Origin of the sequence: Microbacterium sp. HA-8, assembly GCF_046111165.1 — a bacterium.
GTDB lineage: Bacteria > Actinomycetota > Actinomycetes > Actinomycetales > Microbacteriaceae > Microbacterium.
Genome location: NZ_CP162025.1, coordinates 3,482,449 through 3,504,954 on the forward strand (window position 1 = coordinate 3,482,449; position 22,506 = coordinate 3,504,954).

The 22,506-nt window shown below is 70.2% G+C and carries 23 protein-coding genes; 12 read left to right on the forward strand and 11 right to left on the reverse strand.

Annotated elements, in window-relative coordinates; genetic code table 11:
- From purU to AB2L57_RS16645, 3 genes are all read left to right on the forward strand, one after another.
- A complete protein-coding gene (gene purU, locus AB2L57_RS16635; RefSeq protein ID WP_409047614.1) occupies positions 1 to 873 on the forward strand; it encodes a formyltetrahydrofolate deformylase in 873 nt (290 codons plus the stop codon).
- Positions 874 to 897: 24 nt separating this feature from the next.
- Positions 898 to 2,307, forward strand: coding sequence for an aminomethyl transferase family protein (locus tag AB2L57_RS16640; RefSeq protein ID WP_409047615.1), 1,410 nt, complete (start codon positions 898 to 900; stop codon positions 2,305 to 2,307).
- Positions 2,308 to 2,396: 89 nt separating this feature from the next.
- Positions 2,397 to 2,981: a PadR family transcriptional regulator gene (locus AB2L57_RS16645; protein ID WP_292811465.1), complete on the forward strand. Its 585-nt coding sequence runs from the start codon at positions 2,397 to 2,399 to the stop codon at positions 2,979 to 2,981.
- Here the strand turns inward: AB2L57_RS16645 and AB2L57_RS16650 are convergent.
- The 3 genes from AB2L57_RS16650 to AB2L57_RS16660 all read right to left on the reverse strand — a co-directional run bounded on the left by AB2L57_RS16650 (position 2,975) and on the right by AB2L57_RS16660 (position 6,517).
- Positions 2,975 to 3,895, reverse strand: coding sequence for a serine hydrolase (locus AB2L57_RS16650; protein ID WP_292811467.1), 921 nt, complete (start codon positions 3,893 to 3,895; stop codon positions 2,975 to 2,977). The two genes, AB2L57_RS16645 and AB2L57_RS16650, sit on opposite strands and share 7 nt — an antisense overlap.
- 115 nt (positions 3,896 to 4,010) lie before the next feature.
- The gene (locus AB2L57_RS16655; protein WP_292811470.1) at positions 4,011 to 5,972 is read right to left on the reverse strand and encodes a M13 family metallopeptidase; all 1,962 of its coding nucleotides are present in this window, start codon (positions 5,970 to 5,972) and stop codon (positions 4,011 to 4,013) included.
- Positions 5,973 to 6,055: 83 nt separating this feature from the next.
- Positions 6,056 to 6,517 carry a hypothetical protein gene (locus AB2L57_RS16660; RefSeq protein WP_292811472.1) on the reverse strand — a complete coding sequence of 154 codons (462 nt, stop codon included), beginning with the start codon at positions 6,515 to 6,517 and terminating at the stop codon, positions 6,056 to 6,058.
- Positions 6,518 to 6,800: 283 nt separating this feature from the next.
- Here AB2L57_RS16660 and AB2L57_RS16665 point away from each other — a divergent pair, with 283 nt between their 5' ends.
- Positions 6,801 to 8,135, forward strand: coding sequence for an MATE family efflux transporter (locus AB2L57_RS16665; RefSeq protein ID WP_409047616.1), 1,335 nt, complete (start codon positions 6,801 to 6,803; stop codon positions 8,133 to 8,135).
- Positions 8,136 to 8,276: 141 nt separating this feature from the next.
- Here the strand turns inward: AB2L57_RS16665 and AB2L57_RS16670 are convergent, their stop codons facing one another.
- Entirely contained in the window at positions 8,277 to 8,906 is a 630-nt protein-coding gene (locus tag AB2L57_RS16670) for a TrmH family RNA methyltransferase (RefSeq protein ID WP_292811518.1), read from the reverse strand.
- A gap of 221 nt (positions 8,907 to 9,127) precedes the next feature.
- On the opposite strand from AB2L57_RS16670, the gene AB2L57_RS16675 reads away from it, so the two are divergent.
- Positions 9,128 to 10,468 (forward strand): Nramp family divalent metal transporter, encoded by a 1,341-nt coding sequence (locus tag AB2L57_RS16675; protein WP_292811476.1) that lies wholly within the window; start codon positions 9,128 to 9,130, stop codon positions 10,466 to 10,468.
- A gap of 22 nt (positions 10,469 to 10,490) precedes the next feature.
- A complete protein-coding gene (locus tag AB2L57_RS16680) occupies positions 10,491 to 11,132 on the forward strand; it encodes a metal-dependent transcriptional regulator (protein ID WP_292811478.1) in 642 nt (213 codons plus the stop codon).
- Positions 11,133 to 11,252: 120 nt separating this feature from the next.
- Here AB2L57_RS16680 and AB2L57_RS16685 read toward each other — a convergent pair whose 3' ends face one another.
- Positions 11,253 to 12,185, reverse strand: a complete 933-nt coding sequence (locus tag AB2L57_RS16685; RefSeq protein WP_292811480.1) for an SDR family NAD(P)-dependent oxidoreductase — start codon at positions 12,183 to 12,185, stop codon at positions 11,253 to 11,255.
- Positions 12,186 to 12,227: 42 nt separating this feature from the next.
- Between AB2L57_RS16685 and AB2L57_RS16690 the strand changes: the two genes are divergently transcribed.
- Positions 12,228 to 13,067, forward strand: coding sequence for an HAD-IIA family hydrolase (locus tag AB2L57_RS16690; protein ID WP_292811483.1), 840 nt, complete (start codon positions 12,228 to 12,230; stop codon positions 13,065 to 13,067).
- A gap of 335 nt (positions 13,068 to 13,402) precedes the next feature.
- Here AB2L57_RS16690 and pyrE read toward each other — a convergent pair whose 3' ends face one another.
- Complete coding sequence (pyrE, locus tag AB2L57_RS16695) at positions 13,403 to 13,981, reverse strand: orotate phosphoribosyltransferase (protein WP_409047617.1); 579 nt, start codon at positions 13,979 to 13,981, stop codon at positions 13,403 to 13,405.
- A 78-nt stretch (positions 13,982 to 14,059) separates the two neighbouring features.
- Between pyrE and AB2L57_RS16700 the strand changes: the two genes are divergently transcribed.
- A complete protein-coding gene (locus AB2L57_RS16700; protein ID WP_409047618.1) occupies positions 14,060 to 14,899 on the forward strand; it encodes an exodeoxyribonuclease III in 840 nt (279 codons plus the stop codon).
- 111 nt (positions 14,900 to 15,010) lie between these two features.
- On the opposite strand, the gene AB2L57_RS16705 is transcribed toward AB2L57_RS16700, so the two are convergent.
- Both AB2L57_RS16705 and AB2L57_RS16710 read right to left on the reverse strand, forming a co-directional pair.
- Positions 15,011 to 15,604, reverse strand: coding sequence for a hypothetical protein (locus AB2L57_RS16705; RefSeq protein WP_292811489.1), 594 nt, complete (start codon positions 15,602 to 15,604; stop codon positions 15,011 to 15,013).
- A gap of 41 nt (positions 15,605 to 15,645) precedes the next feature.
- Positions 15,646 to 16,086: a VOC family protein gene (locus tag AB2L57_RS16710; RefSeq protein ID WP_292811492.1), complete on the reverse strand. Its 441-nt coding sequence runs from the start codon at positions 16,084 to 16,086 to the stop codon at positions 15,646 to 15,648.
- 147 nt (positions 16,087 to 16,233) lie between these two features.
- On the opposite strand from AB2L57_RS16710, the gene AB2L57_RS16715 reads away from it, so the two are divergent.
- Both AB2L57_RS16715 and AB2L57_RS16720 read left to right on the forward strand, forming a co-directional pair.
- Positions 16,234 to 17,538 carry a sensor histidine kinase gene (locus AB2L57_RS16715; RefSeq protein WP_409047619.1) on the forward strand — a complete coding sequence of 435 codons (1,305 nt, stop codon included), beginning with the start codon at positions 16,234 to 16,236 and terminating at the stop codon, positions 17,536 to 17,538.
- Between the two features lie 38 nt (positions 17,539 to 17,576).
- A complete protein-coding gene (locus AB2L57_RS16720) occupies positions 17,577 to 18,245 on the forward strand; it encodes a response regulator (RefSeq protein WP_409048641.1) in 669 nt (222 codons plus the stop codon).
- Between the two features lie 424 nt (positions 18,246 to 18,669).
- On the opposite strand, the gene AB2L57_RS16725 is transcribed toward AB2L57_RS16720, so the two are convergent.
- Positions 18,670 to 19,251, reverse strand: a complete 582-nt coding sequence (locus tag AB2L57_RS16725) for an NADPH-dependent FMN reductase (RefSeq protein WP_292811498.1) — start codon at positions 19,249 to 19,251, stop codon at positions 18,670 to 18,672.
- Between the two features lie 220 nt (positions 19,252 to 19,471).
- Between AB2L57_RS16725 and AB2L57_RS16730 the strand changes: the two genes are divergently transcribed.
- The gene (locus AB2L57_RS16730; RefSeq protein WP_292811520.1) at positions 19,472 to 20,356 is read left to right on the forward strand and encodes an ABC transporter ATP-binding protein; all 885 of its coding nucleotides are present in this window, start codon (positions 19,472 to 19,474) and stop codon (positions 20,354 to 20,356) included.
- Positions 20,353 to 21,468: an ABC transporter permease gene (locus tag AB2L57_RS16735; RefSeq protein ID WP_409047620.1), complete on the forward strand. Its 1,116-nt coding sequence runs from the start codon at positions 20,353 to 20,355 to the stop codon at positions 21,466 to 21,468. Before AB2L57_RS16730 ends, AB2L57_RS16735 begins: the two co-directional genes overlap by 4 nt.
- Positions 21,469 to 21,523: 55 nt before the next feature.
- Here the strand turns inward: AB2L57_RS16735 and AB2L57_RS16740 are convergent, their stop codons facing one another.
- Together AB2L57_RS16740 and rraA are read right to left on the reverse strand one after the other, a co-directional pair.
- Complete coding sequence (locus AB2L57_RS16740) at positions 21,524 to 21,904, reverse strand: VOC family protein (RefSeq protein WP_292811503.1); 381 nt, start codon at positions 21,902 to 21,904, stop codon at positions 21,524 to 21,526.
- Positions 21,905 to 21,969: 65 nt separating this feature from the next.
- Positions 21,970 to 22,437: a ribonuclease E activity regulator RraA gene (rraA, locus tag AB2L57_RS16745; RefSeq protein WP_292811505.1), complete on the reverse strand. Its 468-nt coding sequence runs from the start codon at positions 22,435 to 22,437 to the stop codon at positions 21,970 to 21,972.
- Between the last annotated feature and the right edge of the window lie 69 nt (positions 22,438 to 22,506).

Consider the following 22,506-nt stretch of genomic DNA (forward strand, 5'->3'; position numbering starts at 1 on the left):
ATGACCCTGCACAACGATGCCCTGCGCGACCACGCCTGCCTGATCGTGCACGGTCCCGACAAGCCCGGGATCGTCGCGGCCGTGTCGGCGCTGATCACCCGCAACAAGGGCAACATCGTCCAGCTCGATCAGTACTCCGACAACGCCGACGGCGGCGCCTTCTTCCAGCGTGTCGTCTTCCACCGTGCCGACCTGGCCGCCGCGATGCCCGACATCGAGGTCGACCTGGTCCAGACCGTGGGCGCGATGGGCCTGGAGTGGCAGCTCACCGACCAGTCGGTGCCCAAGCGCATGGCGATCCTCGCCTCGACGTCCGACCACTGCCTGCTCGAGCTGCTGTGGCGTCACCGCCGCGGCGAGCTGCCGGTGACGATCCCGATGGTGATCTCCAACCACAACAACGTCGCCGAGGACGTCCGCTCCTTCGGTGTGCCGTTCTTCCACGTGCCCTCGCAGGGGCCCGACAAGAGCGCGGCGGAGGCGCGGATCCTCGAGCTGGTGCAGGGCAACGTCGACTTCGTCGTGCTCGCCCGCTACATGCAGATCATCTCCGAGGGCTTCCTCGACGAGGTCGGCGTCCCGGTCATCAACATCCACCACTCCTTCCTCCCCGCCTTCATCGGGGCAGCCCCGTACCGCAAGGCGAAGGAGCGCGGGGTCAAGCTCATCGGCGCGACCTCGCACTACGTGACGAAGGACCTGGACGAGGGACCGATCATCGAGCAGGACGTCGCCCGCGTCGACCACTCGATGTCTGCCGCCGACCTGCAGGCCCGCGGGGCGTACGTCGAGCGCGCGGTGCTCTCGCGCGCCGTGCAGTGGCACGCCGAGGACCGGGTCATCCGGCACGGCAACCACACCATCGTCTTCTGACCACACCAAACAGAGAGGTTCATCGTGGCACCCAAGAATCTGCAGGAAGTCATCGACCAGGCGGGCTCACCCGTCGAGCTTCTGCGCAACTCGCAGATCGGCTCGTACATCTACCCCGTCGTTCCCGCCGACTTCCAGAACTGGATCAAGGAGCAGAAGGCGTGGCGCGACACCGCGGTGCTCTACGACCAGTCGCACCACATGGACAACGTCTTCCTCCGGGGCTCCGACGCCATCAGGCTGATCTCGGACACCGCGATCAACTCGGTGGCGAACTTCGCGGTCAACAAGGCCAAGCAGTACGTTCCCACGACGGCATCCGGGCACGTCATCGGTGACGGCATCCTGTTCCGCGAGGCCGAGGACGAGTACGTCTACGTCGGCCGCGCGCCCGCGTCGAACTGGCTGATGTTCCACGGCGAGACGGGTGGATACCAGAACCTCGAGATCGAGGTCGACCGCCGCTCCCCCTCGCGCCCGTACGGCGACGCCGTCTCGCGCAGGTATTACCGCTTCCAGATCCAGGGCCCCAACGCCTGGGCCGTCATCGAGAAGCTCAACGGCGGGCCGCTCGAGAAGCTCGGCTTCTTCAACATGTCGACGATGCAGATCGCCGGGATGAACGTGCGGACGCTGCGCCACGGCATGGCGGGCGCTCCCGGCCTCGAGATCTGGGGCGCTTACGCCGACCACCACCGGATCCGCGACCTCATCGTCGAGGCGGGCGTCGAGTTCGGCCTGGTGCCGGTGGGGTCCCGGGCCTACCCGTCGAACACCCTCGAGTCGGGCTGGATCCCCTCGCCGCTGCCCGCCATCTACACCGGCGCCGAAGAGCAGGCCTACCGCGAGTGGCTGCCCGCCGACAGCTACGAGGCGACCGGCACTCTCGCCGGCTCGTTCGTGTCAGACAACATCGAGGACTACTACCTCACCCCGTGGGAGCTCGGCTACGGCTCGTTCGTGAAGTTCGACCACGACTTCATCGGCCGCGACGCACTCGAGAAGGTGGACCCGTCCTCGCAGCGCAAGAAGGTCACGCTCGCGTGGGATGCCGAGGACCTCGGCAAGGTGTGGACGTCGCTGCTGAACGTCGATGGCCCGAACTACAAGTTCTTCGACCTGCCGCTGGCCAACTACGGCTCGGCCAACTACGACGCCGTCGTGGATGCCGATGGCACCGTCGTGGGCTACTCGATGTTCACGGGCTACTCGGCCAACGAGCGTCGTGGCCTGTCGCTGGCGACCCTCGACCCGAACGTGCCCGAGGGCACCGAGCTCAAGGTCGTCTGGGGCGAGCCCGACGGCGGCTCCAAGAAGGCTTCGGTCGAACCGCACGAGCAGACCGAGGTCCGCGCCGTGGTGAGCCCCGTACCGTACTCCACCGTCGCCCGCGCGACGTACCAGGGTGGATGGCGCACCGGCTACAAGGACTGAGCCGACTGCAGGACCCGAGGGGCCCGAGCTTCCGCTCGGGCCCCTCGCACCATTGATAGCCTCACTCTGAGCATGACGACGGGAACCAGATGAGCCTGCGATACGCGCTACTCGCGCTCCTTCGGGTGGGACCCTTGTCGGGCTACGACCTGCAGAAGCAGTTCACGCAGTCCGTCGGCCACGTCTGGCACGCCCCCGACTCGCAGATCTACCCCGAGCTTCGCAAGATGGAGAATGAAGGCCTGATCGAGGGTGAGGAGCAGCCCCGCGGTGAGCGCGGGACCCGCAAGGTCTACCACGTCACACCCGCCGGCGAAGAGGCCTTCCTCGCTTGGATGCAGTCACCGCTGGACTACTCGCGCGTACGGGATCCTGCGCACCTGCGGGCGGCCTACCTCGAGACCACGACGCCCGAGGCGGCGCGCGCGTTCCTGCGTTCCCACATCGCGCAGTGGGAGCGGGAGCTCGAGCAGTGGGAGGGCGAGCTGCGACACATCGCGGCTCTGTCCAACCCGATGCTCGTACGACGACTGGCCGCGACCCCTGCCGCCGAACATGAGCGCACCATCGCGTGGAAGCGGTTCACCTACGAGGGCCTCGTCGATCGCGCCCGCGCCGAGATCGCCTGGGCGCTGCGGGGGCTCGCCCTGGTCGACGAGCTCGAGCGTCAGTAGACGTACTCCATCAGGTCGATGCCGAGCGTGCGGAACGCCTCGTGCGCGCGCAGTCGATGCACGATCGACAGGTCGTCGAAGCACACGATGAGCGCGTAGGCCAGGCCCGCACGTGGACCGGCGAGCACGCCCGCCTCGGCGCGCACACCCGCGTCGCGCCCCGTCTTGTTGATGAAGAGCAGGCCGTGGTCGTCGTCGTCGTGGGCGAAGGGGTCGAGACCGGTGGCCGAGGCGGCGAGCGAGAGGTCGTGGTTGAGGCTGAGCCACTCCGCGACCTGCGCGCTGACCGACGCGTTCACGAGTGTGGTGTTCACGAGCGCGGCGAACACCTGGGCGAGCTCGCGGGCCGAACCGAGCGCGAAGTGCGGAGCATCGTCGGGACCCCGCGCATCACGCAGGCGGTCGAGCAGCGCGACACGCTCGAGTCCGAGGGAGTCGATCCGCGCATGCACGGCGTCGATGCCGACACGATCGAGCAGCAGGTTGGAGGCGAGAGCGTCGCCCGACGCGGCGACCAGCACCGCGAGATCCGCCAGCGGCAGTGCCGGCGCCTTGAGGTGGCGCCAGATGCCGGGGCCGCCGACCTCCTCGACGCGCGAACGCTCGACGATCTCGAGCGGGTCGAGGGTGCCCGCATCGAAGCCGGCCGCGACCTCGATCAGCAGCGGGACGGCGCCGAGCCCTCCGACGGGGTGGGTGATGTGATCGTCGCCCGCCATGGCGACCGTGCCTCGGTCGAGGTCGACCACGTGCACCGAGACCCGCACCCCCGAAGCGGCGAGCGCCTCGAGCGCCCGCATGGTCGAGGAGAACGAGCGCCTCCCCGCGGCGGCACGTCGCGACGTGCGACGACTGCCGCGGCGCGTGGCGCGCTGAGGTGAGGTATCGCGGATCGGCTCAGGGGGCGTGCCCACGAACGGTGTCCTTCCCTAGAGGAGCGGTTCGAGCTGTGCGAGGTGCGGTGGTGCAGATATTCGGTTGTCGGGGTGCCCGGCACCGCGCCCCCAGGCGCGCGACGCGGGCGGAAGGTCACCAGATGGTGACGCGCTCACTCTCCGCGAGCCAGAGCTCGTCGCCCTCGTTGACGTCGAAGGCCTCGTAGAACACGTCGATGTTGCGCACGATCTGATTGCACCGGAACTCGTTCGGCGAGTGCGGATCGATCGTCAGCAGGCGGATGGTCTCGGCATCCCGACCCTTCTGCTGCCAGATCTGCCCCCACGACAGGATGAGGCGCTGGATGCCGGTGAACCCGTCGATAACCGGCGCGTCGGCATCGCCCAGCGAGAGCTCGTACGCCTTGAGCGCGATGCCGAGTCCGCCGAGATCGCCGATGTTCTCGCCGATCGTCAGCGCGCCGTTGACGTGATGCTCGGGCAGGCCCCGGGGGGAGAGCGCGTCGTACTGCGCGATGAGGTTCTTCGTGCGCTGCTCGAAAGCCTCCCGGTCACGCTCGGTCCACCAGTCCTGCAGGCGCCCGTCGCCGTCGAAACGGCTCCCCTGATCGTCGAAGCCGTGCCCGATCTCATGACCGATCACCGCGCCGATGCCGCCGTAGTTGGCCGCGGCATCCCGTTCGGCGTCGAAGAAGGGGTACTGCAGGATCGCGGCGGGGAAGACGATCTCGTTCATGAGCGGGTTGTAGTAGGCGTTGACCGTCTGCGGAGTCATGTACCACTCGTCGCGGTCGATCGGCCCGCCGACCTTGCCCAGCTGCCGATCGTGCTCGGCCACGTGGGCGCGGCGCACGTTGCCGACGAGGTCGGCGGGGTCGATCTCGAGCGCGGCGTAGTCTCGCCACTTCGCCGGGTAGCCGATCTTCGGGGTGAACCTGGCGAGCTTGTCGAGCGCTCGTTCGCGGGTCTCGGGGCTCATCCAGGGCAGCGTCTGGATGCTCCGGCGATACGCCTCGATGAGGTTCGCGACGAGGTCGTCCATCGCCTCCTTCGCCGCGGGCGGGAAGTGGCGTTCGACGTAGACCTTGCCGATCGCCTCGCCGAGCGCCGCCTCGGCCAGGCCCACGCCGCGCTTCCACCGCTCCCGGTTGACGGGGACCCCGGTCAGCTGCGTGCCGTAGAACGCGAAGTTCTCCTCGACGAAGTCATCCGAGAGGAAGGCCGCGGCCCCGTGCACGATCTTGAAGCGCAGCCACGCCTTCCACTCATCGAGTCGCTCCGCGACGAGCAGCGCGCCGAGACCTTCGACGAAGCTCGGCTGCGACACGACGATCTCGGCGAAGGCGCTCTCGTGCTCGGGCGCCACGGCGGCGAGCCACGGTGCGAGGTCGGCGCCGGCGAGGGCCTGCAGCTCGTCCCACGTCACGAGGTTGTAGGTGGCCACGGCGTCACGGCTGCGCACGTTGTCCCAGTGGTGGGTGGCGAGCTCGGTCTCGATGGCGAAGACGCGATCGGCCTCGGCCGCGGTGTCGTCGACACCCGCGAGCGCGAACATCTTCTCGATGTGCGCACGGTAGGCACCGCGCAGCTCCTCGAAGTTCGGCAGACGGTAGTAGCTCTCATCGGGCAGCGAGAGACCGCCCTGGATGATCGCCGGGACGTACCGCTCGGGGTTTCCGGGGTCGGGCTCGACGTACAGCCCGAACAGGCCGCCGACACCGCTGCGCTCGAGGTCGCCGACCGCCCGGAGCAGGCTCGGGATGCTGTCGATCCCCTCGACCCGCGCCAGCTGCGCGGCGATCGGCTCGGCGCCCCGCTCGGCGATGCGGTCGGTGTCCATGAAGCTCGTGAACAGGTCGCCGATCTTGCGCGCCTCGGATCCGGGCTCCGCCTGCTGCGACTCCACGACGATCTCGCGGACGTGCTTCTCGGCCTGCTCGGCGAGGAGATGGAACGATCCCCAGCGCGCCTTGTCGTCGGGGATCTCGGTTCTCTCGATCCAGGCGCCGTTGACGTGGCGGTAGAGGTCGTCCTGGGGTCGGATCTCGGGGCTCAGGTCATCGAGCGCGAGACCGGAGCGAAGAGCGTCGGTCATGCTGTCCAGGATAGGCCGACCCCCGCGGCTCGCCCGCGCCGCGCGGGTGAACGCATAGTGACGTCCCAGGCGCGGGCTCACCCTCACCCGCGGCCGACGGCGTCGGCATAGTCATCGGGCGACAGCATCCGCACGCCCTCGTCGTGCAGCACGAACTGCCCGCGCAGGTGCACCTCGCTCTCGCGGCAGACCTGCGCCATCGCCCGCGCCCACGTGCGTTCGTCGACCCCGAAGCGCGAGGGGCCGACGCGCTCCCACACCAGCACGACGCTCGCCGCGCCCGTCGCCTCGACGATGTAGCGCAGGCGGTGTCCGAGGTCGCGGGCGAAGGCGAGGTCTGCGGTGCTCGGACTCTCGCTGGGATGCGGCGGGTAGTCATCACACGGCATCAGCGGATCGATGAGGCGTCCATCGGCGTCGAGGAAGATCAGCCACAGCTGCCGGGGGTTGATGGCGTGCTGCAGCAGGAGGCCGAGCACCTCGTCGAGGTCGTCGTCACGGGTCAGGATGCGGTCGCGGGCGAGTCGGTGATCGATGTCTGTCATGCGCCCAGCATCCCGAGCCGTGCGGTCGCGGCCGGACCCTGCCCGGGGTTTCGTGCAGAGCAGGCGGAGGCGCGCGGCTGGGGAGGAGCGACCGCCCGGCGGCGACGTTCACCATCCCCGCCCTTGCTCCGCTCTCGCTCCGCTGTCGCGACATGCGGGTGCGCCGCCGCGACACCCGCAACATGCGACAGGTGAACGACCCGGCCGGACGCCGCACCACGCACGGCGACGGGATGCCGGGGCTCGATCCCACCCCCGGCCCTACGGCTTCTAGGCTCGAGGGGTGACGAGCACGAGCGAGGGACGGCGGCTGAACCGCAGCATCCTGCGCCTGGCCGTGCCGGCGCTCGGCGCCCTCGTCGCCGAGCCGCTGTTCCTCATCACCGACTCGGCGCTCGTCGGACATCTGGGCGTCGACCCGCTCGCGGGCCTGGGCATCGCCTCGGCGGTGCTGCAGACGATCGTCGGCCTGATGGTGTTCCTCGCGTACTCCACGACGCCCGCCGTCGCGCGCCGTCTGGGCTCCGGCGACCCGAGCCGCGCGGTCTCGGTCGGCATCGACGGCATGTGGCTCGCACTCGGCGTCGGCGCGGTGCTCGCGCTGCTCGGGTGGCTCGCGACGCCCTGGCTCGTGGGGGCGTTCGGTCCCACGCCCGAGGTCGCCGCGCAGGCCGAGACGTACCTCGGCCTGTCGATGGGAGGCCTCCCCGCGATGCTCATCGTCTTCGCGGGGACCGGCCTACTGCGCGGCATGCAGAACACCCTCACGCCGCTGTGGATCGCCGGGCTCGGCTTCGCGGCCAACGCCGGCCTGAACTGGCTGCTCATCTACGGCTTCGGCTGGGGTATCGCGGGCTCGGCGATCGGAACTGTGCTCGCACAGTGGGGCATGGTGCTGGCCTACGTCATCGTGATCGGCCGACTTGCGCGCCGGCATGACGCCTCGGTACGCCCGCAGCGCGACGGCGTGCGCGGATCGGCGCGGTCGGGGGGCTGGCTGTTCCTGCGCACCGTAAGCCTGCGCGCGGCCCTGCTGCTCACCGTCGCCGCCGCGACCCGGATGGGGCCCGAGGAGCTCGCCGGATACCAGGTCGTCTTCACCATCTTCTCGGCCGCCGCCTTCGCGCTCGATGCGCTCGCGATCGCGGCGCAGGCGCTCGTCGGCAAAGGCCTCGGCGCCGGCGACGTGCCGCAGGTGCGCCGCGTGCTCGCGCGCACCCTGGGGTGGGGCGCGTGGTTCGGCGTGATCGTCGGGGCGGTGATCGCCGTCTTCTCCCCGGTCATCGGCCTGCTGTTCGCGGGCTCGGAGTTCCTCGCCGCGCTCATCCTTCCCGCGCTCATCGTGCTCGCGATCGCGCAGCCCGTGAGCGGCCTGGTCTTCGTGCTCGACGGTGTGCTCATCGGCGCGGGCGATGCCAAATACCTCGCCTATGCGGGAATCGCCAACCTTGTGCTGTTCCTCCCGGCGCTGGGCATCGTCGCCCTCACCGGGATCGACGGCGCCGCGGGCCTCGCGTGGCTCGCCGGCACGTTCTTCGTCGTCTACATGTGCGCCCGGCTGCTCACCCTCGGGTACCGCGTGCGCGGCACACACTGGCTGCGGGTCGGCGCCGCCTGACGGCACGCGCGGTGCGGATGGGGCGACATCCGCACGACCCGGTCTCGCCCCGACACCTCACGGGCCCCACCCGCACACTCCCGCACCAGGACTCGTGCAGATGTCACCTCATGCGGCGCGCATCGCCCCGTACGCGCCGTCTCACGCGTGCCGGCGGCACCATTCGTACATGACGACGGCCGCCGCCGCGCTCGCGTTGATCGAGCGGGTCGACCCGTACTGGGTGATCTCCACGACCCCGGATGCTGCCGACACGGCCTCCACCGAAAGCCCCGGGCCCTCCTGTCCGAACAGCAGCACGCACCGCCGCGGCAGGTCCGCACGGTCGACGGGCACGGCGCCGGGGACGTTGTCGATCGCGAGGATCGGCAGGTCGTGGGACCGCGCCCACGCGGTGAAGGTCGCGACGTCCTCGTGATGCATGACGTGCTGGTATCGGTCCGTGACCATCGCGCCCCGGCGATTCCAGCGACGACGACCGATGATGTGCACCGTGTCGGCGAGGAAGGCATTGGCGCTGCGCACGATCGACCCGATGTTCATGTCGTGCTGCCAGTTCTCGATCGCGACGTGGAAGCCGTGCCGGCGGGTGTCGAGGTCCGCGACGATCGCGTCCATCGACCAGTAGCGATAGCGGTCGATCACGTTGCGCCGGTCGCCCTCGGCGAGCAGCGCACGCTCGAAGCGCGGGTCGTCCGGCCACTCGTCGGGGGTGCCCGGCCAGGGGCCCACGCCGACGGGCAGCTCCGGTTCGGGCGAGGCGCCGCGCACGGGGTCGGGCGTCGGCGCGGGATCGGTCTCGGGGGCGGTCTCGGTCACCGGGTCAGCGTATCCGGGGGCTCCGGGTGTTGAGCGGGCGCAGCGAGACGAAAGGCCCCGAACACCACGTTTCGTCTCGTTGCGGCGCTCCTCGCTCAGCGCCCGGACGCAACGCGGGTATTTCGGTCAGCCGAAAGATTTGGTACGGTTTCGGCGTGCCGAAAGATTCAGGGATGCTGCAGACCGCGACCCCGACGCCCACTCCGCGTCGCGCGCCCAGCACGCCGCGCCTGGCGTGGCTGATCGGCCCGGCCCTCGTCGCGGGCGTCGCCTACCTCGACCCCGGCAACGTCGCGAGCAACATGACCGCCGGCGCGCAGTACGGATACCTGCTCGTCTGGGTCGTCGTCATCGGCAATGTCATGGCCTGGCTCATCCAGTACCTCTCGGCCAAGCTCGGCATCGTGACGGGCGAGAGCCTTCCCGAGGTGCTGGGCCGCCGCATCCACCGCCCCTGGGCGCGCCGCGCCTACTGGCTGCAGGCCGAGCTCGTCGCCATGGCCACCGACATCGCCGAGGTCATCGGCGGAGCCGTCGCGCTGTATCTGCTCTTCGGCATCCCCCTCGTGTGGGGCGGCGCGATCACCGGCGTCGTCTCGATCGCCCTGCTGATGCTGCAGTCCCGGCGCGGACCGCGTCCTTTCGAGAACGTCGTGATCGGGCTCATGGTGATCATCGCGATCGGGTTCGCGGCGGGTGTGTTCGTCGGCCCGCCCGAGGCCGCAGGTGTCGTCTCGGGGTTGGTGCCGCGGTTCGAGGATGCCGGATCGGTGCTGCTGGCAGCATCCATCCTGGGCGCGACGATCATGCCGCACGCGATCTACGCCCACTCCGCGCTCGCTCGCGACCGGTTCGCGCCGGCGCCGGCATCCGCCGCCACGACCCCGGCCGGCCCCCGCCGCGACCCCGTCTCGCGCACACGCCTCGACGCCGCCGAGCTCGAGCAGCTGCGGGGCGTCGGCACGCGCCGACTGCTGCGCGCGACGAAGTGGGACGTGACGATCGCGATGGCGGTCGCGGGCACCGTGAACCTGTGCATCCTGCTGCTCGCCGCCGCGAACCTCGCCGGCATCCCCGGGACCGACAGCCTCGAGGGTGCGTACGCGGCCCTGCAGGCCGGCCTCGGCCCGCTCATCGCGACGCTCTTCGCCGTCGGGCTGCTCGCGAGCGGCCTGGCCAGCACGTCGGTCGGGGCCTACGCGGGAGCCGAGATCATGCACGGCTTGCTGCGCGTGCGCATCCCGCTCCTCGCGCGCCGGCTCGTGACGCTGCTGCCGGCCCTCGCGATCCTCGCGATCGGCTTCGACCCCACCCTCGCGCTCGTGCTCAGCCAGGTGGTGCTCTCGTTCGGCATCCCGTTCGCGCTCGTGCCGCTCGTCACGCTCACCGCGCAGCGGCGCACCCTCGGGGAGCACCGCAACCGCGTCTTCACGACGATCGCGGGGATCGCCTCGTCGGTCTTCCTCATCACGCTCAACGGCGTGCTGCTCTGGCTCGTCTTCACGGGCGCGTGAGGGGGGCGGGTACCCTGAACCGGTGGCACCCGCGAGCTCCGTGGTCGATGACTACCTCAAGACGATCTACCACCACACCGAGTGGCAGGATCGTCGCATCACGCCCTCGCAGCTCGCCGGAGAGCTCGGCCTCGCCCCCTCGAGCGTCACCGAGATGGTGCAGAAGCTCGCCGCGCAGGGCCTCGTCACCCACCGTCCGTACGGTCCGGTCTCCCTCACCCCGGCGGGCGAGGCGCGGGCCAAGGCCGTCGTGCGCCGGCACCGCCTGATCGAGACCTGGCTCGTGCGCGAGTTCGGCTACTCCTGGGACGAGGTGCACGACGAAGCCGAGGTGCTCGAGCACACCATCAGCGACCGGCTGCTGCGCGGCATCGACGAGCGCCTCGGACACCCCCGGTTCGACCCCCACGGCGATGCGATTCCGGATGCCGAGGGCAACGTCGCGCGCGAGGGCTTCGTGCTGCTGCGCCATGCCGTTCCGGGGGCGGTCGGGCGGGTGCTGAGGGTCAGCGACCGCGACCCCGCGCTGCTGCGCGCCGTCGAGGAGTCGGGTGTGACGATCGGTGCGATCGCGACCGTGATCGATGCAGCGCACCTCTCGATCGCGGGCGAGACGGTGGCGCTGCCCACGGGCGCCGACCACGCCATCTGGCTCAGCCTCTGACGCGCGCCCGCCGCCGCGCTGGGATGCGCCCTGCGCTCCCCGGCACCCCGCGCATGGATGTCCCGATTTCTGTCGGCCGGCGTCGCCGCGGCCGACAGAAATCGGGACACGCATAGGCTCTCAGGGCCAGCGCACCCCGGCGGTCTGCTCGCAGAACGACCAGAGCTCCGCCGCCCGGGCCGCGTCCCGCGACACCGGCGCGACACGGGCGGGGCGCGGCATCCCCTTCATGATCCACGCCGGGCCCCATGCGCTGCCGCCGGCCGCCGCCGGATCGGTCAGCGCGCGCACGGGCGCCCACGCGCCGTGCGCCTTGGACTGCGTGATCGGCGCCTGCAGGTTCGCGCCGAACCGCTTCAGACGCGAGGGGGTGTTCACCCCCGGGATGCCGGCGGTGCGGCCGCCGACCGAATAGCCGGGGTGGGCGATCACGCTGGTCACGGGCACGTCCGCCGCCCGCAGCCGTCGATCGGCCTCGAGGCCCAGCGCCTGCGTCGCGACCTTCGACTGCACATAGGCCCGCCACGGCGTGTACCCCTGCTCGAGCTGGGGATCCTCGGGAACATACCGCCACATCGAGGTCGACATGCTGCCGAGCCACACCATTCGTCCGCCGCTCGCGCGGCGCAGCGCCGGCAGCAGGGAACCCGCGAGTGCGAAGTGTCCGAGGACGTTCGTCGCGAACACGATCTCGACGCCGTCGCGCGTGAGGGTACGCTCGGCGGGCGGATGCACGATCCCGGCGTTGAGCAGGACACCGTCGAGCCGCTGCCGCGCGCCGACGGTCGCCGAGGCGGCCCGGACAGATCCGAGGTTGCTGGTGTCGAGCAGGAGCGATTCGACGGATGCACCCGGCAACCGCCGCATCAGCGCGGCGCGGGCGGCGGCTAGACGGTTCGGGTTGCGGCCCGACATGATCACGTGGGCGCCGGCGCGGGCCAGCTGTTCGCTCGAGAAGAAGCCGAGCCCGGCGTTCGCGCCCGTCACGAGGTAGACGCGGCCGTGCTGCGACGGGATGTTCCGCGGGTCCCAGCCCGCGCGCGCGGCACTCACACTCCCGACACTACGGCCAGCCCGCCGCAATAGGCTGAGGCCATGCCCGAAGGCCGCCCGCACACCGTGCACAACCGCACCCGCTCCGACATCGAATGCTGGCTGACAGACATGGACGGCGTGCTCGTGCACGACAACCGCCCGGTCCCCGGCGCCGCCGAGCTGCTCGCCCAGTGGCGCGACGCCGGCACCCCGTTCCTCGTGCTGACGAACAACCCCATCTTCACGCCGCGCGATCTGAGCGCACGGCTGCGCGCATCAGGCCTCGACGTGCCGGAGGAGCGCATCTGGACCTCCGCCCTCGCGACGGCCGACTTCCTGCGCTCTCAGCTGCCCGGGGGCAGCGCCTTCGTCATCGGCGAGGCGGGGCTGACCACCGCGCTGCACGAGGCGGGGTACATCATGACCGAGTCGCAACCGGACTACGTCGTCGTGGGCGAGACCCGCCAGTACTCCTTCGAGGCGATCACCAAGGCGATCCGATTCATCAACGCCGGTGCGCGGTTCATCGTCACCAATCCGGATGCGACGGGTCCGACACCCGCGGGCGTCGTGCCCGCCACGGGGGCGTTCGCCGCACTGATCACGAAGGCGACCGGCAAGGAGCCCTACGTCGTCGGCAAGCCCAACCCGATGATGTTCCGCTCCGCGCTCAACCAGATCGGCGCGCACTCCGAGACGACCGGCATGATCGGCGACCGCATGGACACCGACATCGTCGCGGGCATCGAGGCAGGCCTGCACACCGTGCTCGTGCTGACCGGCATCAGCGATGCGGCCGAGATCGAGCGCTACCCGTTCCGGCCCGACGAGGTGCTGGACTCCGTGGCCGATCTGGTCGCCGACGAGCCCGCCGAATCGGAGCTTCCCGAGCTGCTGTAGCGCAGCATCCATCGAAGCAGGAGGAGAGCGTGAATCAGCAGGACCTGCTGTTCGGGGCGACCACCCTGATCCTCGTGGGCACGCTCGCGGTGTGGATCATCGCGTGGGTGCGCGGGCGCGGTCGCGACCGGGACTGACGGCGATCTGGCGCGGCCTGACGCGGCCTGGCGCGGCCTGACGCGGCCTGACGCGGCCTGACGCCCGAGCCGACACGATCTGACGCCGAACCTACATTTTTGCAGCGAAACACCACGCGTCGGATGGTGTCTCGCTGCAAATATGTGGGTTCGGGGCATCGCGGGGCCGGCGCGATGCGGCGGCATCGCCGTCCGCGGCTACTGCGGCGCGAGGCCCAGATCGTCGAGGTCGATCGAGCCGAGCCAGATGAGCCCCTCGGCCTCGACCGCCGCCTGTGCACCCGTCTTGCGATCGACGATCACGGCGACGGCGACCACCTCGGCGCCCTCGCGACGCAGCACCTCGACCGCCTTGAGCGCGGACTGCCCGGTGGTCGAGGTGTCCTCGACGACGACGACGCGTTTGCCGGCGACATCCGCGCCCTCGATCTGGCGTCCGCGACCGTGATCCTTCGGCTCCTTGCGCACGACGAAGGCATCGAGCGGACGACCCGCACGCACCGACTCGTGTATGACGGCGTTGGCGATCGGGTCGGCGCCGAGGGTCAGACCGCCGACGGCGGCGACGTCCGGGATGCTGTCGATCAGATCGAGCACGAGACGCCCGATGGTCGGCGCTGCACGGTGGTCGAGGGTCAAACGCCGCATGTCGACGTAGTACGACGCCTTCTTGCCACTCGAGAGCGTGAAGTCGCCGTGGAAGACGGCCTCGGCGCCGATGAGGGCGATGAGGGCCTGGCGGTCGGATTCGAGCTCGGGCGTGGAAGCGGCGGTCATGGCCCCGAGTCTAGGGCGGCGGCACCCGGAGGTCGGCGCCGCTCGGTCGAGGTCGGCGGTCGGTCGTAGGCTGGAGCAATGCGTCTGGCGACCTGGAATGTGAACTCGATCCGTGCGCGCGTGACCCGAACGGTCGAGTTCGCCGTCCGCGAGGGCATCGACGTGCTCGCCATGCAGGAGATCAAGTGCAAGCCCGAGCAGTTTCCCTACGCCGAGTTCGAGTCCGCCGGCTACGAGGTCGTCGCCCACGGACTCAACCAGTGGAACGGCGTCGCGATCGCGAGCCGCGAGCCCCTCACGGACGTCTCACATGCCTTCAGCGGCATGCCCGGTTTCGCAAAGGGTCTCGAGGGCCCGGATCAGCCGCTCGAGGCCCGAGCGATCGGCGCGACGGTCGGCGGCGTGCGGGTCTGGAGCCTGTATGTGCCCAACGGCCGCTCGCTCGATGACCCGCACTACCTCTACAAGCTCGACTTCCTCGGCGCGCTCGCCCAGCACACGCGCGACGAGCTCGCCCGAACACCCGATCAGGCGCTCGCGCTCGTGGGCGACTTCAACATCGCGCCCACCGACGACGACAACGGCGACCCGACGGTGATCGAGGGCGTGACGACGCACGTGTCCGAGCCCGAGCGCGCCGCGTTCCGCGAACTCGAAGCCGCCGGCCTGATCGACGTCGTGCGCCCGCTCGTGCCCACCGGATACACCTATTGGGACTACAAGCAGCTGCGCTTTCCCCGCAACGAGGGTCTACGCATCGACTTCATCCTGGGGTCGCACACGCTCGCGCAGGCCGTGACAGGGGCGTCGATCCACCGCAACGAGCGCAAGGGCGAGATCCCCAGCGACCATGTGCCCGTCGTCGTCGACCTCGATCTGGGTGCGTCCGACGACGACGTGCCGATGATCTTCGGCTGATTCGGCGCGCACCGACCGGCCCATCGGCTCGCCGCAGACCGGCCCACCGGCGCGTCGCACACCCGCGCGGCGGGACCCGCCCTGAGCCCGTCGAGGGGCGGCGCTCGAGCCTCAGTCGTCCGAACTCGGGGAGCACCCCGGCGGCTCGGAGTTGCCGCTGATCGTGAAGTCCTCGCACGTGAGGAATCCCGCGTGGTTGAGCCCCAGCACGAACGATCCGACCGCGATGGCGGTCACCACCCCCGCGACGAGCATCCGCTGGCTCAGCGGGCTGCCCTTGCCGAGGTCGGGCCACGCGATGTGCAGCAGCACCCAGAGCGAGAACGGCATGCCGATCAGCACGGCGATGATCGCGATCAGGTCGATGAGGAAGACCGTGAGATCGGTCGTCGAATCGTCGAACGCGAACGACAGCGCGATCCAGACGGAGGGCAGCAACAGCAGCGTCGCCCGCAGCAGGCGCGCCCCCACGGGCCGTCGCTCGACGAGCACGACGACGAATGCCGCCGTCGATGCCGCCCACAGCGTCATCAGCTGCTCGAAGAAGACCTCACCCCAGACGCCGAGCGTGAACGCCGGCCACCAGACGACGACCGAGATGCCGATCGTCACCACCCCGAGCGGGATCTCCCGGCGCCGTGCGCGGGGATCGTCCCGACGCCGAGAGGGCGCTGGTGGCGGGGATTGCGGCGCGGAATCCGACACGTCGGCACGCTAGCAGACGCCTCGTGCCGGCGCCGTGCGGCTCAGCCCTGGTCCTGCCCCGCCATATACGCCTCGGGCCCGGCCTCGGCAGCGGCCGGATCCATGTGCAGGAACTCGAGGATGTTGCCGTCCGGATCCTCGAGATCACGGGAGTACATGAATCCGTAGTCCTGGCCCGGGCGAGGCTCCGTGCCGCCCGCGGCCAGGCCCGCGTCGACGATCGCATCGACCTCCGCTCGCGTGTCGCGGCTCAGCGCGATCAGCGCCTGCGCGTGGGTCTTCGCATCGGTCACCTGCTTGTCGGTGAACGTGGCGAAGTACTCACGCGTCAGCACCATCAGGTAGATCTCGTCCGACACGACGACACAGGCGGCGTTCTCGTCGGTGAACAGCGGATTGATCGTGAATCCGAGCGCCGTGTAGAACTGTTTGGCACGGTCGAGGTCGGTGGTCGGCAGATTGACGAAGATGTTCGTGGACAAGAGGGGCCCCTTCCGCGCCCGCCGGACCCTCTCCCGCAGGCTCAGCGAGATACTCGCGAACGCCGGGCGCCCGTGTCAACCACCCGGCGGCGCGGTATCCCCCGCGCGAGGGATGCTGTGGCCACAGCATCCGCATAGCGTTGACGCATGACCACCCCGGCGCCGCCCCTCGTCCGCCGCGCGCCCACGGCGAGGGACCTGCGCAATGACGTGATCCTCGCCGTCACGCTGCTGCTCGGCGCCGTGATCAGCGCGGGACTCTCGTCGGTCGCGCAGATCTACGGCGACGATCAGGCCGACCTGGGCTGGGCGCTGGTCTACGCCGCGGCGCTGACCCTGCCCCTCGCGCTGCGGCGCCGTTTTCCGGCTACCGTGGCGGTCATCGTCTCGGTGCTGTACTTCATCGCGGTGACGTTCCGGGTGCCCGAGATCTACGTCGGCAACATTGCGGTGTTCATCGCGATCTTCACCGTCGGCGCGTGGATCGACGATCGACGCCGCGCAATGCTCGTCCGCGTGCTGATCATCGTCGGCATGTTCGTGTGGCTCATGGTCACGACGTTCCAGGCGGCGACCGCGCCGACCGAGGAGGGTCTGTCGAGGGCGGGCGTGTTCTCGCCGTTCGTCGCGTTCATGCTGATCCAGTTCTTGATCAACGCGCTGTTCTTCGGTGGCGCCTACTACATGGGTGATCGGGCATACACCGCCGCCCTCGAGCGGGCGGCGCTCGAGGAGCGCACGGCCGAACTCGAGCGGGAGCGCGAGGTGACGGCGGCGCAGGCCGTGGCGCTCGACCGGGTGCGCATCGCCCGCGAGCTGCACGATGTCGTGGCGCACCACGTGTCGGCGATGGGTGTGCAGGCCGGGGCCGCCCGCGCGGTGCTCGAGCGCGACCCCGATGCCGCGCGGCGAGCGCTCTCGGGTGTCGAGACGTCGGCGCGCGAGGCCATCCACGATCTGCGGCACCTTCTCGACACACTGCGCACACCCGCCGACATCGACGAGACGGACACGTCGACGGCCGGCGACGCCGACGGACCCTCGACCGTCCGGCTCGACGCTCTGCCCGAACTCGTCGAGCGCACGGCGCAGACCGGACTGCCCGCCTCCTTCGCGGTGTTCGGCGAGCCGGCGCCCGTCCCCGCGCTGGTGGAGCTCAACCTGTACCGCATCGCGCAGGAGGCGCTCACGAACGCCCGCCGGCACGGCGGTCCCGGGGCGAGCGCCGATGTGCGCCTGCGGTACGGCCCCGACGCGATCGAGCTCGAGGTGACCAACACGGGCGCAACCCGCAGCACCCCGTCGGTCACCGGCCTCGGGCTCGTCGGCATGCGCGAGCGCGCGGCCGCATCGGGCGGTTCTCTCGAGACCGGCCCGCGAGAGCGCGGTGGCTACCTCGTGCGAGCCCGCATACCGCTGGCCGCTCTCGATGACGCGCAGGTGAGCTCGTGAACGGCGTGCGCGTGCTGCTCGTCGACGATCACGCCGTGATGCGGGCGGGGTTCCGGATGATCCTCGAGGCGGCCGGCGGCATCGCGGTGGTCGGGGAGGCGTCCACGGGCGGCGAAGGCGTGGCCGCTGCGCGGCGACTGCGCCCCGACGTGATCTGCATGGACGTGCAGATGCCCGACATGGACGGGCTCGAGGCCACCCGCCGTATCGTCGGCGACCCGGACATTCCGTCCGCGGTGCTGGTGGTCACGACCTTCGACCGCGACGACTACCTCTTCCGCGCCCTCGAGGCCGGGGCGAGCGGATTCCTACTCAAGAACGCCGGCCCCGAGGAGCTCGCGAGCGCCGTGCGCGTCGTCGCATCGGGCGATGCGCTGCTGGCGCCCGAGGTGACGAGGCGCGTCATCGAGCGCTTCGCGTCGGCATCCGTGTCCGGCGGTTCGCCGGCCCCCGCGCCGGCGAACGCCGTCGGGGCGGTCGGGGCGGTCGGGGCGGCGATCGACCGGGTCGCCGCTGCGGGCCTGACCGACCGAGAGGCCGAGGTGCTGCGCCTGCTCGCGCAGGCTCTCAGCAACGCCGAGATCGCCGAGCGCCTCTTCATCGGCGAGGCGACCGTCAAGACGCACGTGTCGAATGTGCTGCAGAAGCTCGGCGCACGCGACCGCGTCGCCGCGGTCGTGTGGGCGCACCGGAACGGGGCCGCGTAGGCGCGGCACGCGCCCGCGACGTTCATCGGGTCCGCGCGGCGCGCGGTGTTGGGCGCGGTGTTCGGTACTCGGCGGACAACACTCCGGATGGATCGGCGCGGTGTTCGGTACTCGGCGGACAACACTCCGGAAGGATCGGCGCCCTGCATCGGTCCGGTTCGTCCAGGACTGGCTGACGCCACATCGCTCCGGAATGTTGTCGCGTCGGACTCGACGATGTCGGCAGCGCGGCGCGCGGGGTGCCCTTCGACAAGCTCAGGGCACGCCCGACCGGCAGGGGCACGCCCGACCGGCAGGGGCACGCCCGACCGGCAGGGCACGCCCGACCGGCAGGGGCACGCCGACCGGCAGGGCACGCCGACCGACAGGGCACGCCGACCGGCAGGGGCGCGTCCGAGCACAGCTCAGGGCGCGCCCCGCGGGATCAGGCTGCGACGGCGGCGCGCTCCTCGGCCGGCACGTACCGGTCGATCAGGGCGACGAAGGCGTCGAGGTAGGAGACGAGGAACGCCGCGGTGCCCTCGTTGGTGACCTCGCCGTCGGCGGTGAACACACCGGGCACGTACTGGATGAAGCCCTCGGGCTGGCCCAGCACGGGGGCGTTGAAGTGGGTCAGAATCGCCTTGAGGTGCTGCTGGGCGGCGGCGGTCGAGATGGGACCCTGCGAGGTGCCGATGACGGCGGTGGGCTTGCCCGAGAACGACATGTCGCCGTAGGGGCGCGTCGACCAGTCGAGCGCGTTCTTGAGCACGCCCGGGATCGAACGGCTGTACTCCGGAGTCAGGATGATGACGCCGTCGACGTCGGCGATCGACTGCTTGAAGTCCTTCGCGACCTGGGGGAAGTCAGCCTCGAGGTCCTGCGAGTAGAACGGCAGCTGGGCGATCGGGATCTCGACGAGGGTCGTGCCCTCGGGGGCGAGGCGCTCGAGGGCCTTGGCCAGGTGGCGGTTGATAGACGTCGACGACAGGCTTCCGACGATGTAGCCGATGGTGCGCGTGCTCATGGCAGCTCCTTACGTGCGAGGCGGCCCATCCACCGGGTCCGCCATGGATGTTCCATCGGGCTCCAAGCGAGAGCGGCCGAGATCTATTCCGACGAATGCGAGTGTTTCTCGTGTTCACGACTCTCCTCCCTGCGGGGGAGTCCACGTCCCGCCCACCGGGGGATGTCATGGCCGCCGACTCTCCGTAGCGTGAGACGCACACGATAGGAGAGGGATGCCGATGCTCGAGCTGCGGGGGATCACCAAGAGTTACGCGGGCCGGAGGGTGCTCGACGACGTCTCGTTCGACGTCGCGGAGGGGCGCCTGACCGGCTTCGTCGGCGGCAACGGCGCCGGCAAGACCACGACGATGCGCATCGTGCTGGGCGTGCTCGCCCGCGACGGCGGCACCGTGGCCCTGGATGGGGCGGCGTTGACGGCGGCCGATCGCCGCCGGTTCGGGTACATGCCCGAGGAGCGCGGCCTCTACCCGAAGATGAAGGTGCACGAGCAGATCACCTACCTCGCGCGGCTGCACGGCTTCTCGAAGACGGATGCCGCCACCCGCGCCCGCGCACTTCTCGAGCAGCTCGGACTCGGCGAACGTCTGGGCGACCTCGTCGAAACCCTCTCGCTCGGAAATCAGCAGCGCGCGCAGATCGCGGCGGCGCTCGTGCACGACCCCGAGGTGCTGATCCTCGACGAGCCGTTCTCGGGACTCGACCCCCTGGCCGTCGACGTCGTCGCCGGCGTGCTGCAGGCGCGCGCCGCGGCCGGTACCGCGGTGCTCTTCTCCTCGCACCAGCTCGATGTGGTGGAGCGGCTGTGCGACGACCTCGTCATCATCGCCGGCGGCACGATCCGCGCCGCCGGCCCCCGCGACACCCTGCGCGCCGAGCACTCCTCCCCGCGGTTCGAGCTCGTCTCCCGCGGAGACGCGGGCTGGCTCCGCGACGAGCCAGGTGTGCAGGTCGTGTCGTTCGACGGCGGATACGCGGTCTTCGACGTCGATGACGACGCCACCGCGCAGCGGGTGCTGCGCCGGGCCGTCGAGCACGGAGACGTCGCCAGCTTCGCACCGCAGCATCCCACCCTCGCCCAGATCTTCAAGGAGGTCATCCAGTGAGCACCGCCACCAGCCCGCGCAGCGCCGCGCCTCCCGCCCCGTCCACCGCGCAGAGCGTGTGGCTCGTCGCCGAGCGCGAGATCGGCTCGAAGCTGCGTTCCAAGGCGTTCGTCATCTCGACGCTCATCCTGTTCCTCGTCGCGCTCGCGGCCGTGGTGTGGGGCGGTTTCCAGGCGCAGGACACCAGCGGCACCCCCGTCGCCGTGACCGCCGATGCGCCGGCCGAGGTCTCCTCCGTCGCGGGACTCGAGGTGACCGAGGTACCCGACCGTGCCGCCGCCGAGGCGCTCGTCACGGAAGGCACGGCCGATGCGGCGATCGTGGGCGATCCGAGCTCGCCCACGGGATTCGCGATCATCGCGGAGTCCTCGGTGCCTTCGAACCTCGTGCTGCTGCTCTCGCAGTCGCCACCCGTCGAGCTGCTCGATCCCGACCAGACCGACAGCCTGCTGCGGTACTTCGTCGCGCTCGCGTTCGGCATCGTGTTCCTCATCGCCGCGTCGACGTTCGGCGGGACGATCGCCCAGAGCGTGGTGGAGGAGAAGCAGACCCGCGTCGTCGAGATCCTCATCTCGGCCATCCCGACCCGGGCGCTCCTGGCCGGCAAGGTGATCGGCAACACGATCCTCGCGATGGGCCAGATCATCGTGCTCGCCGCGATCGCGATCGTCGGCCTCACCGTCACGGGCCAGGGCGCCGTGCTGCAGGGGCTCGGCGGGCCCATCGCGTGGTTCGCGGTGTTCTTCTTCTTCGGCTTCGTGCTGCTCGCGGCGCTCTTCGCAGCGGCCGCTGCGATGGTCTCGCGTCAGGAGGACGTCGGCTCGACCACGACCCCGCTGATCCTGCTCGTGATGGCGCCCTACTTCCTCGTCATCTTCTTCAACGACAACCCACTCGTGCTGACGATCATGTCGTACGTGCCGTTCTCGGCCCCGGTCGGAATGCCGATGCGGCTCTACCTCGGCGAGGCCCAGTGGTGGGAGGCGCTGATCTCGCTGGGGATCCTCATCGCCACGTGCGTCGGCGCGATCTGGGTCGGTTCGAAGATCTACGAGAACTCGCTCCTGCGCATGGGCGCCCGCGTCAAGCTGAGCGAGGCGCTGCGCGGCTGAGCGCGCGACATGTGAAAGGACGAGGGATGTCGGCCCCCCGGCATCCCTCGTCTGCTCAGGTCATCTCGATGACCGAGATGACGTTTCGCGCCGGATCGAGGAACCACGCGATCGCGGGCCCCAGGTCGCGGTTGATGCCCTTCGGATCCGTCGGGAAGTCGGCGTCGTCGTAGATCTTCGTGACGACCCCCTTGCCGTTGAGCTCATCGACCGCGGCGTCGATGTCGGAGACCGGAAGGTTCAGCACCGTGAAGCTCGCGGGCTCGTGATCGTCCTTCGGGTAGATGAAGACGTGCGCGTCGCCGCCGAGCCGCACATCCAGTCCCATCTCGGGCATATCTTCGACGTCGAAGCCGAGCGTGTCGCGGTAGAAGGCCAGGGCGGCGGGGATGTCGTCGACCGAGAAGCTGCTGAACGGCTGGGCCGTGGTGAACATGAGATCCTCCTCGAGTTGTCTCCCCCGATTCAGGGTCCTCCCCCGTGCGGGCCCTGTCCAGAGGCTCAGCGCTCGACGAGCACGCCGTCGGCGTCGGCCCACACGTGCGCACCCGGGCGGAAGGTGACGCCCGCGATCACGACCGGCACATCCACATCGCCCGCGCCGTCCTTGGCGCTCTTGCGGGGGTTGGATCCGAGCGTCTTGACCCCGATCGGCAGCTCGCCGATCGCCGCGCGATCGCGGATCGCTCCGTGCACGATGATGCCGGCCCAGCCGTGGCGCACCGCCGAGGCGGCGATCAGATCTCCGACGAGGGCGGACTCGAGCGAACCGCCGCCGTCGATCACGAGCACCGCACCATCGCCGGGCGTCGCGAGCGTCGTCTTCACCAGCGCATTGTCGCGGTGGCAGCGCACGGTGCGCACCGGGCCGTCGAAGACCACGCGGCCCCCGACATCCTGCAGCTGGAGCGAGAGCGAGTCCAGAGCGTCGCCGCGCTCGTCGTAGAGGTCTGCCGTCGAGATGCCCATGTCCCGACGGTACGCGGGGGATGCTGTCATCGGACCACCGCGTCGGCGTGAAGATTCGTGTGTCTTCCG

What these genes read in the sequence shown, in the direction of transcription:
- AB2L57_RS16700 (WP_409047618.1), top strand. Translation starts at nt 14,060, where the DNA reads ATGCGTCTGGCGACCTGGAATGTGAACTCGATCCGTGCGCGCGTGACC.
- AB2L57_RS16690 (WP_292811483.1), top strand. Translation starts at nt 12,228, where the DNA reads ATGCCCGAAGGCCGCCCGCACACCGTGCACAACCGCACCCGCTCCGAC.
- AB2L57_RS16725 (WP_292811498.1), bottom strand. Translation starts at nt 19,251, where the DNA reads ATGAGCACGCGCACCATCGGCTACATCGTCGGAAGCCTGTCGTCGACG.
- AB2L57_RS16720 (WP_409048641.1), top strand. Translation starts at nt 17,577, where the DNA reads ATGCGGGCGGGGTTCCGGATGATCCTCGAGGCGGCCGGCGGCATCGCG.
- AB2L57_RS16660 (WP_292811472.1), bottom strand. Translation starts at nt 6,517, where the DNA reads ATGACAGACATCGATCACCGACTCGCCCGCGACCGCATCCTGACCCGT.
- AB2L57_RS16715 (WP_409047619.1), top strand. Translation starts at nt 16,234, where the DNA reads ATGACCACCCCGGCGCCGCCCCTCGTCCGCCGCGCGCCCACGGCGAGG.
- pyrE (WP_409047617.1), bottom strand. Translation starts at nt 13,981, where the DNA reads ATGACCGCCGCTTCCACGCCCGAGCTCGAATCCGACCGCCAGGCCCTC.
- AB2L57_RS16730 (WP_292811520.1), top strand. Translation starts at nt 19,472, where the DNA reads ATGCTCGAGCTGCGGGGGATCACCAAGAGTTACGCGGGCCGGAGGGTG.
- purU (WP_409047614.1), top strand. Translation starts at nt 1, where the DNA reads ATGACCCTGCACAACGATGCCCTGCGCGACCACGCCTGCCTGATCGTG.
- AB2L57_RS16675 (WP_292811476.1), top strand. Translation starts at nt 9,128, where the DNA reads ATGCTGCAGACCGCGACCCCGACGCCCACTCCGCGTCGCGCGCCCAGC.
- rraA (WP_292811505.1), bottom strand. Translation starts at nt 22,437, where the DNA reads ATGGGCATCTCGACGGCAGACCTCTACGACGAGCGCGGCGACGCTCTG.
- AB2L57_RS16740 (WP_292811503.1), bottom strand. Translation starts at nt 21,904, where the DNA reads ATGTTCACCACGGCCCAGCCGTTCAGCAGCTTCTCGGTCGACGACATC.
- AB2L57_RS16645 (WP_292811465.1), top strand. Translation starts at nt 2,397, where the DNA reads ATGAGCCTGCGATACGCGCTACTCGCGCTCCTTCGGGTGGGACCCTTG.
- AB2L57_RS16655 (WP_292811470.1), bottom strand. Translation starts at nt 5,972, where the DNA reads ATGACCGACGCTCTTCGCTCCGGTCTCGCGCTCGATGACCTGAGCCCC.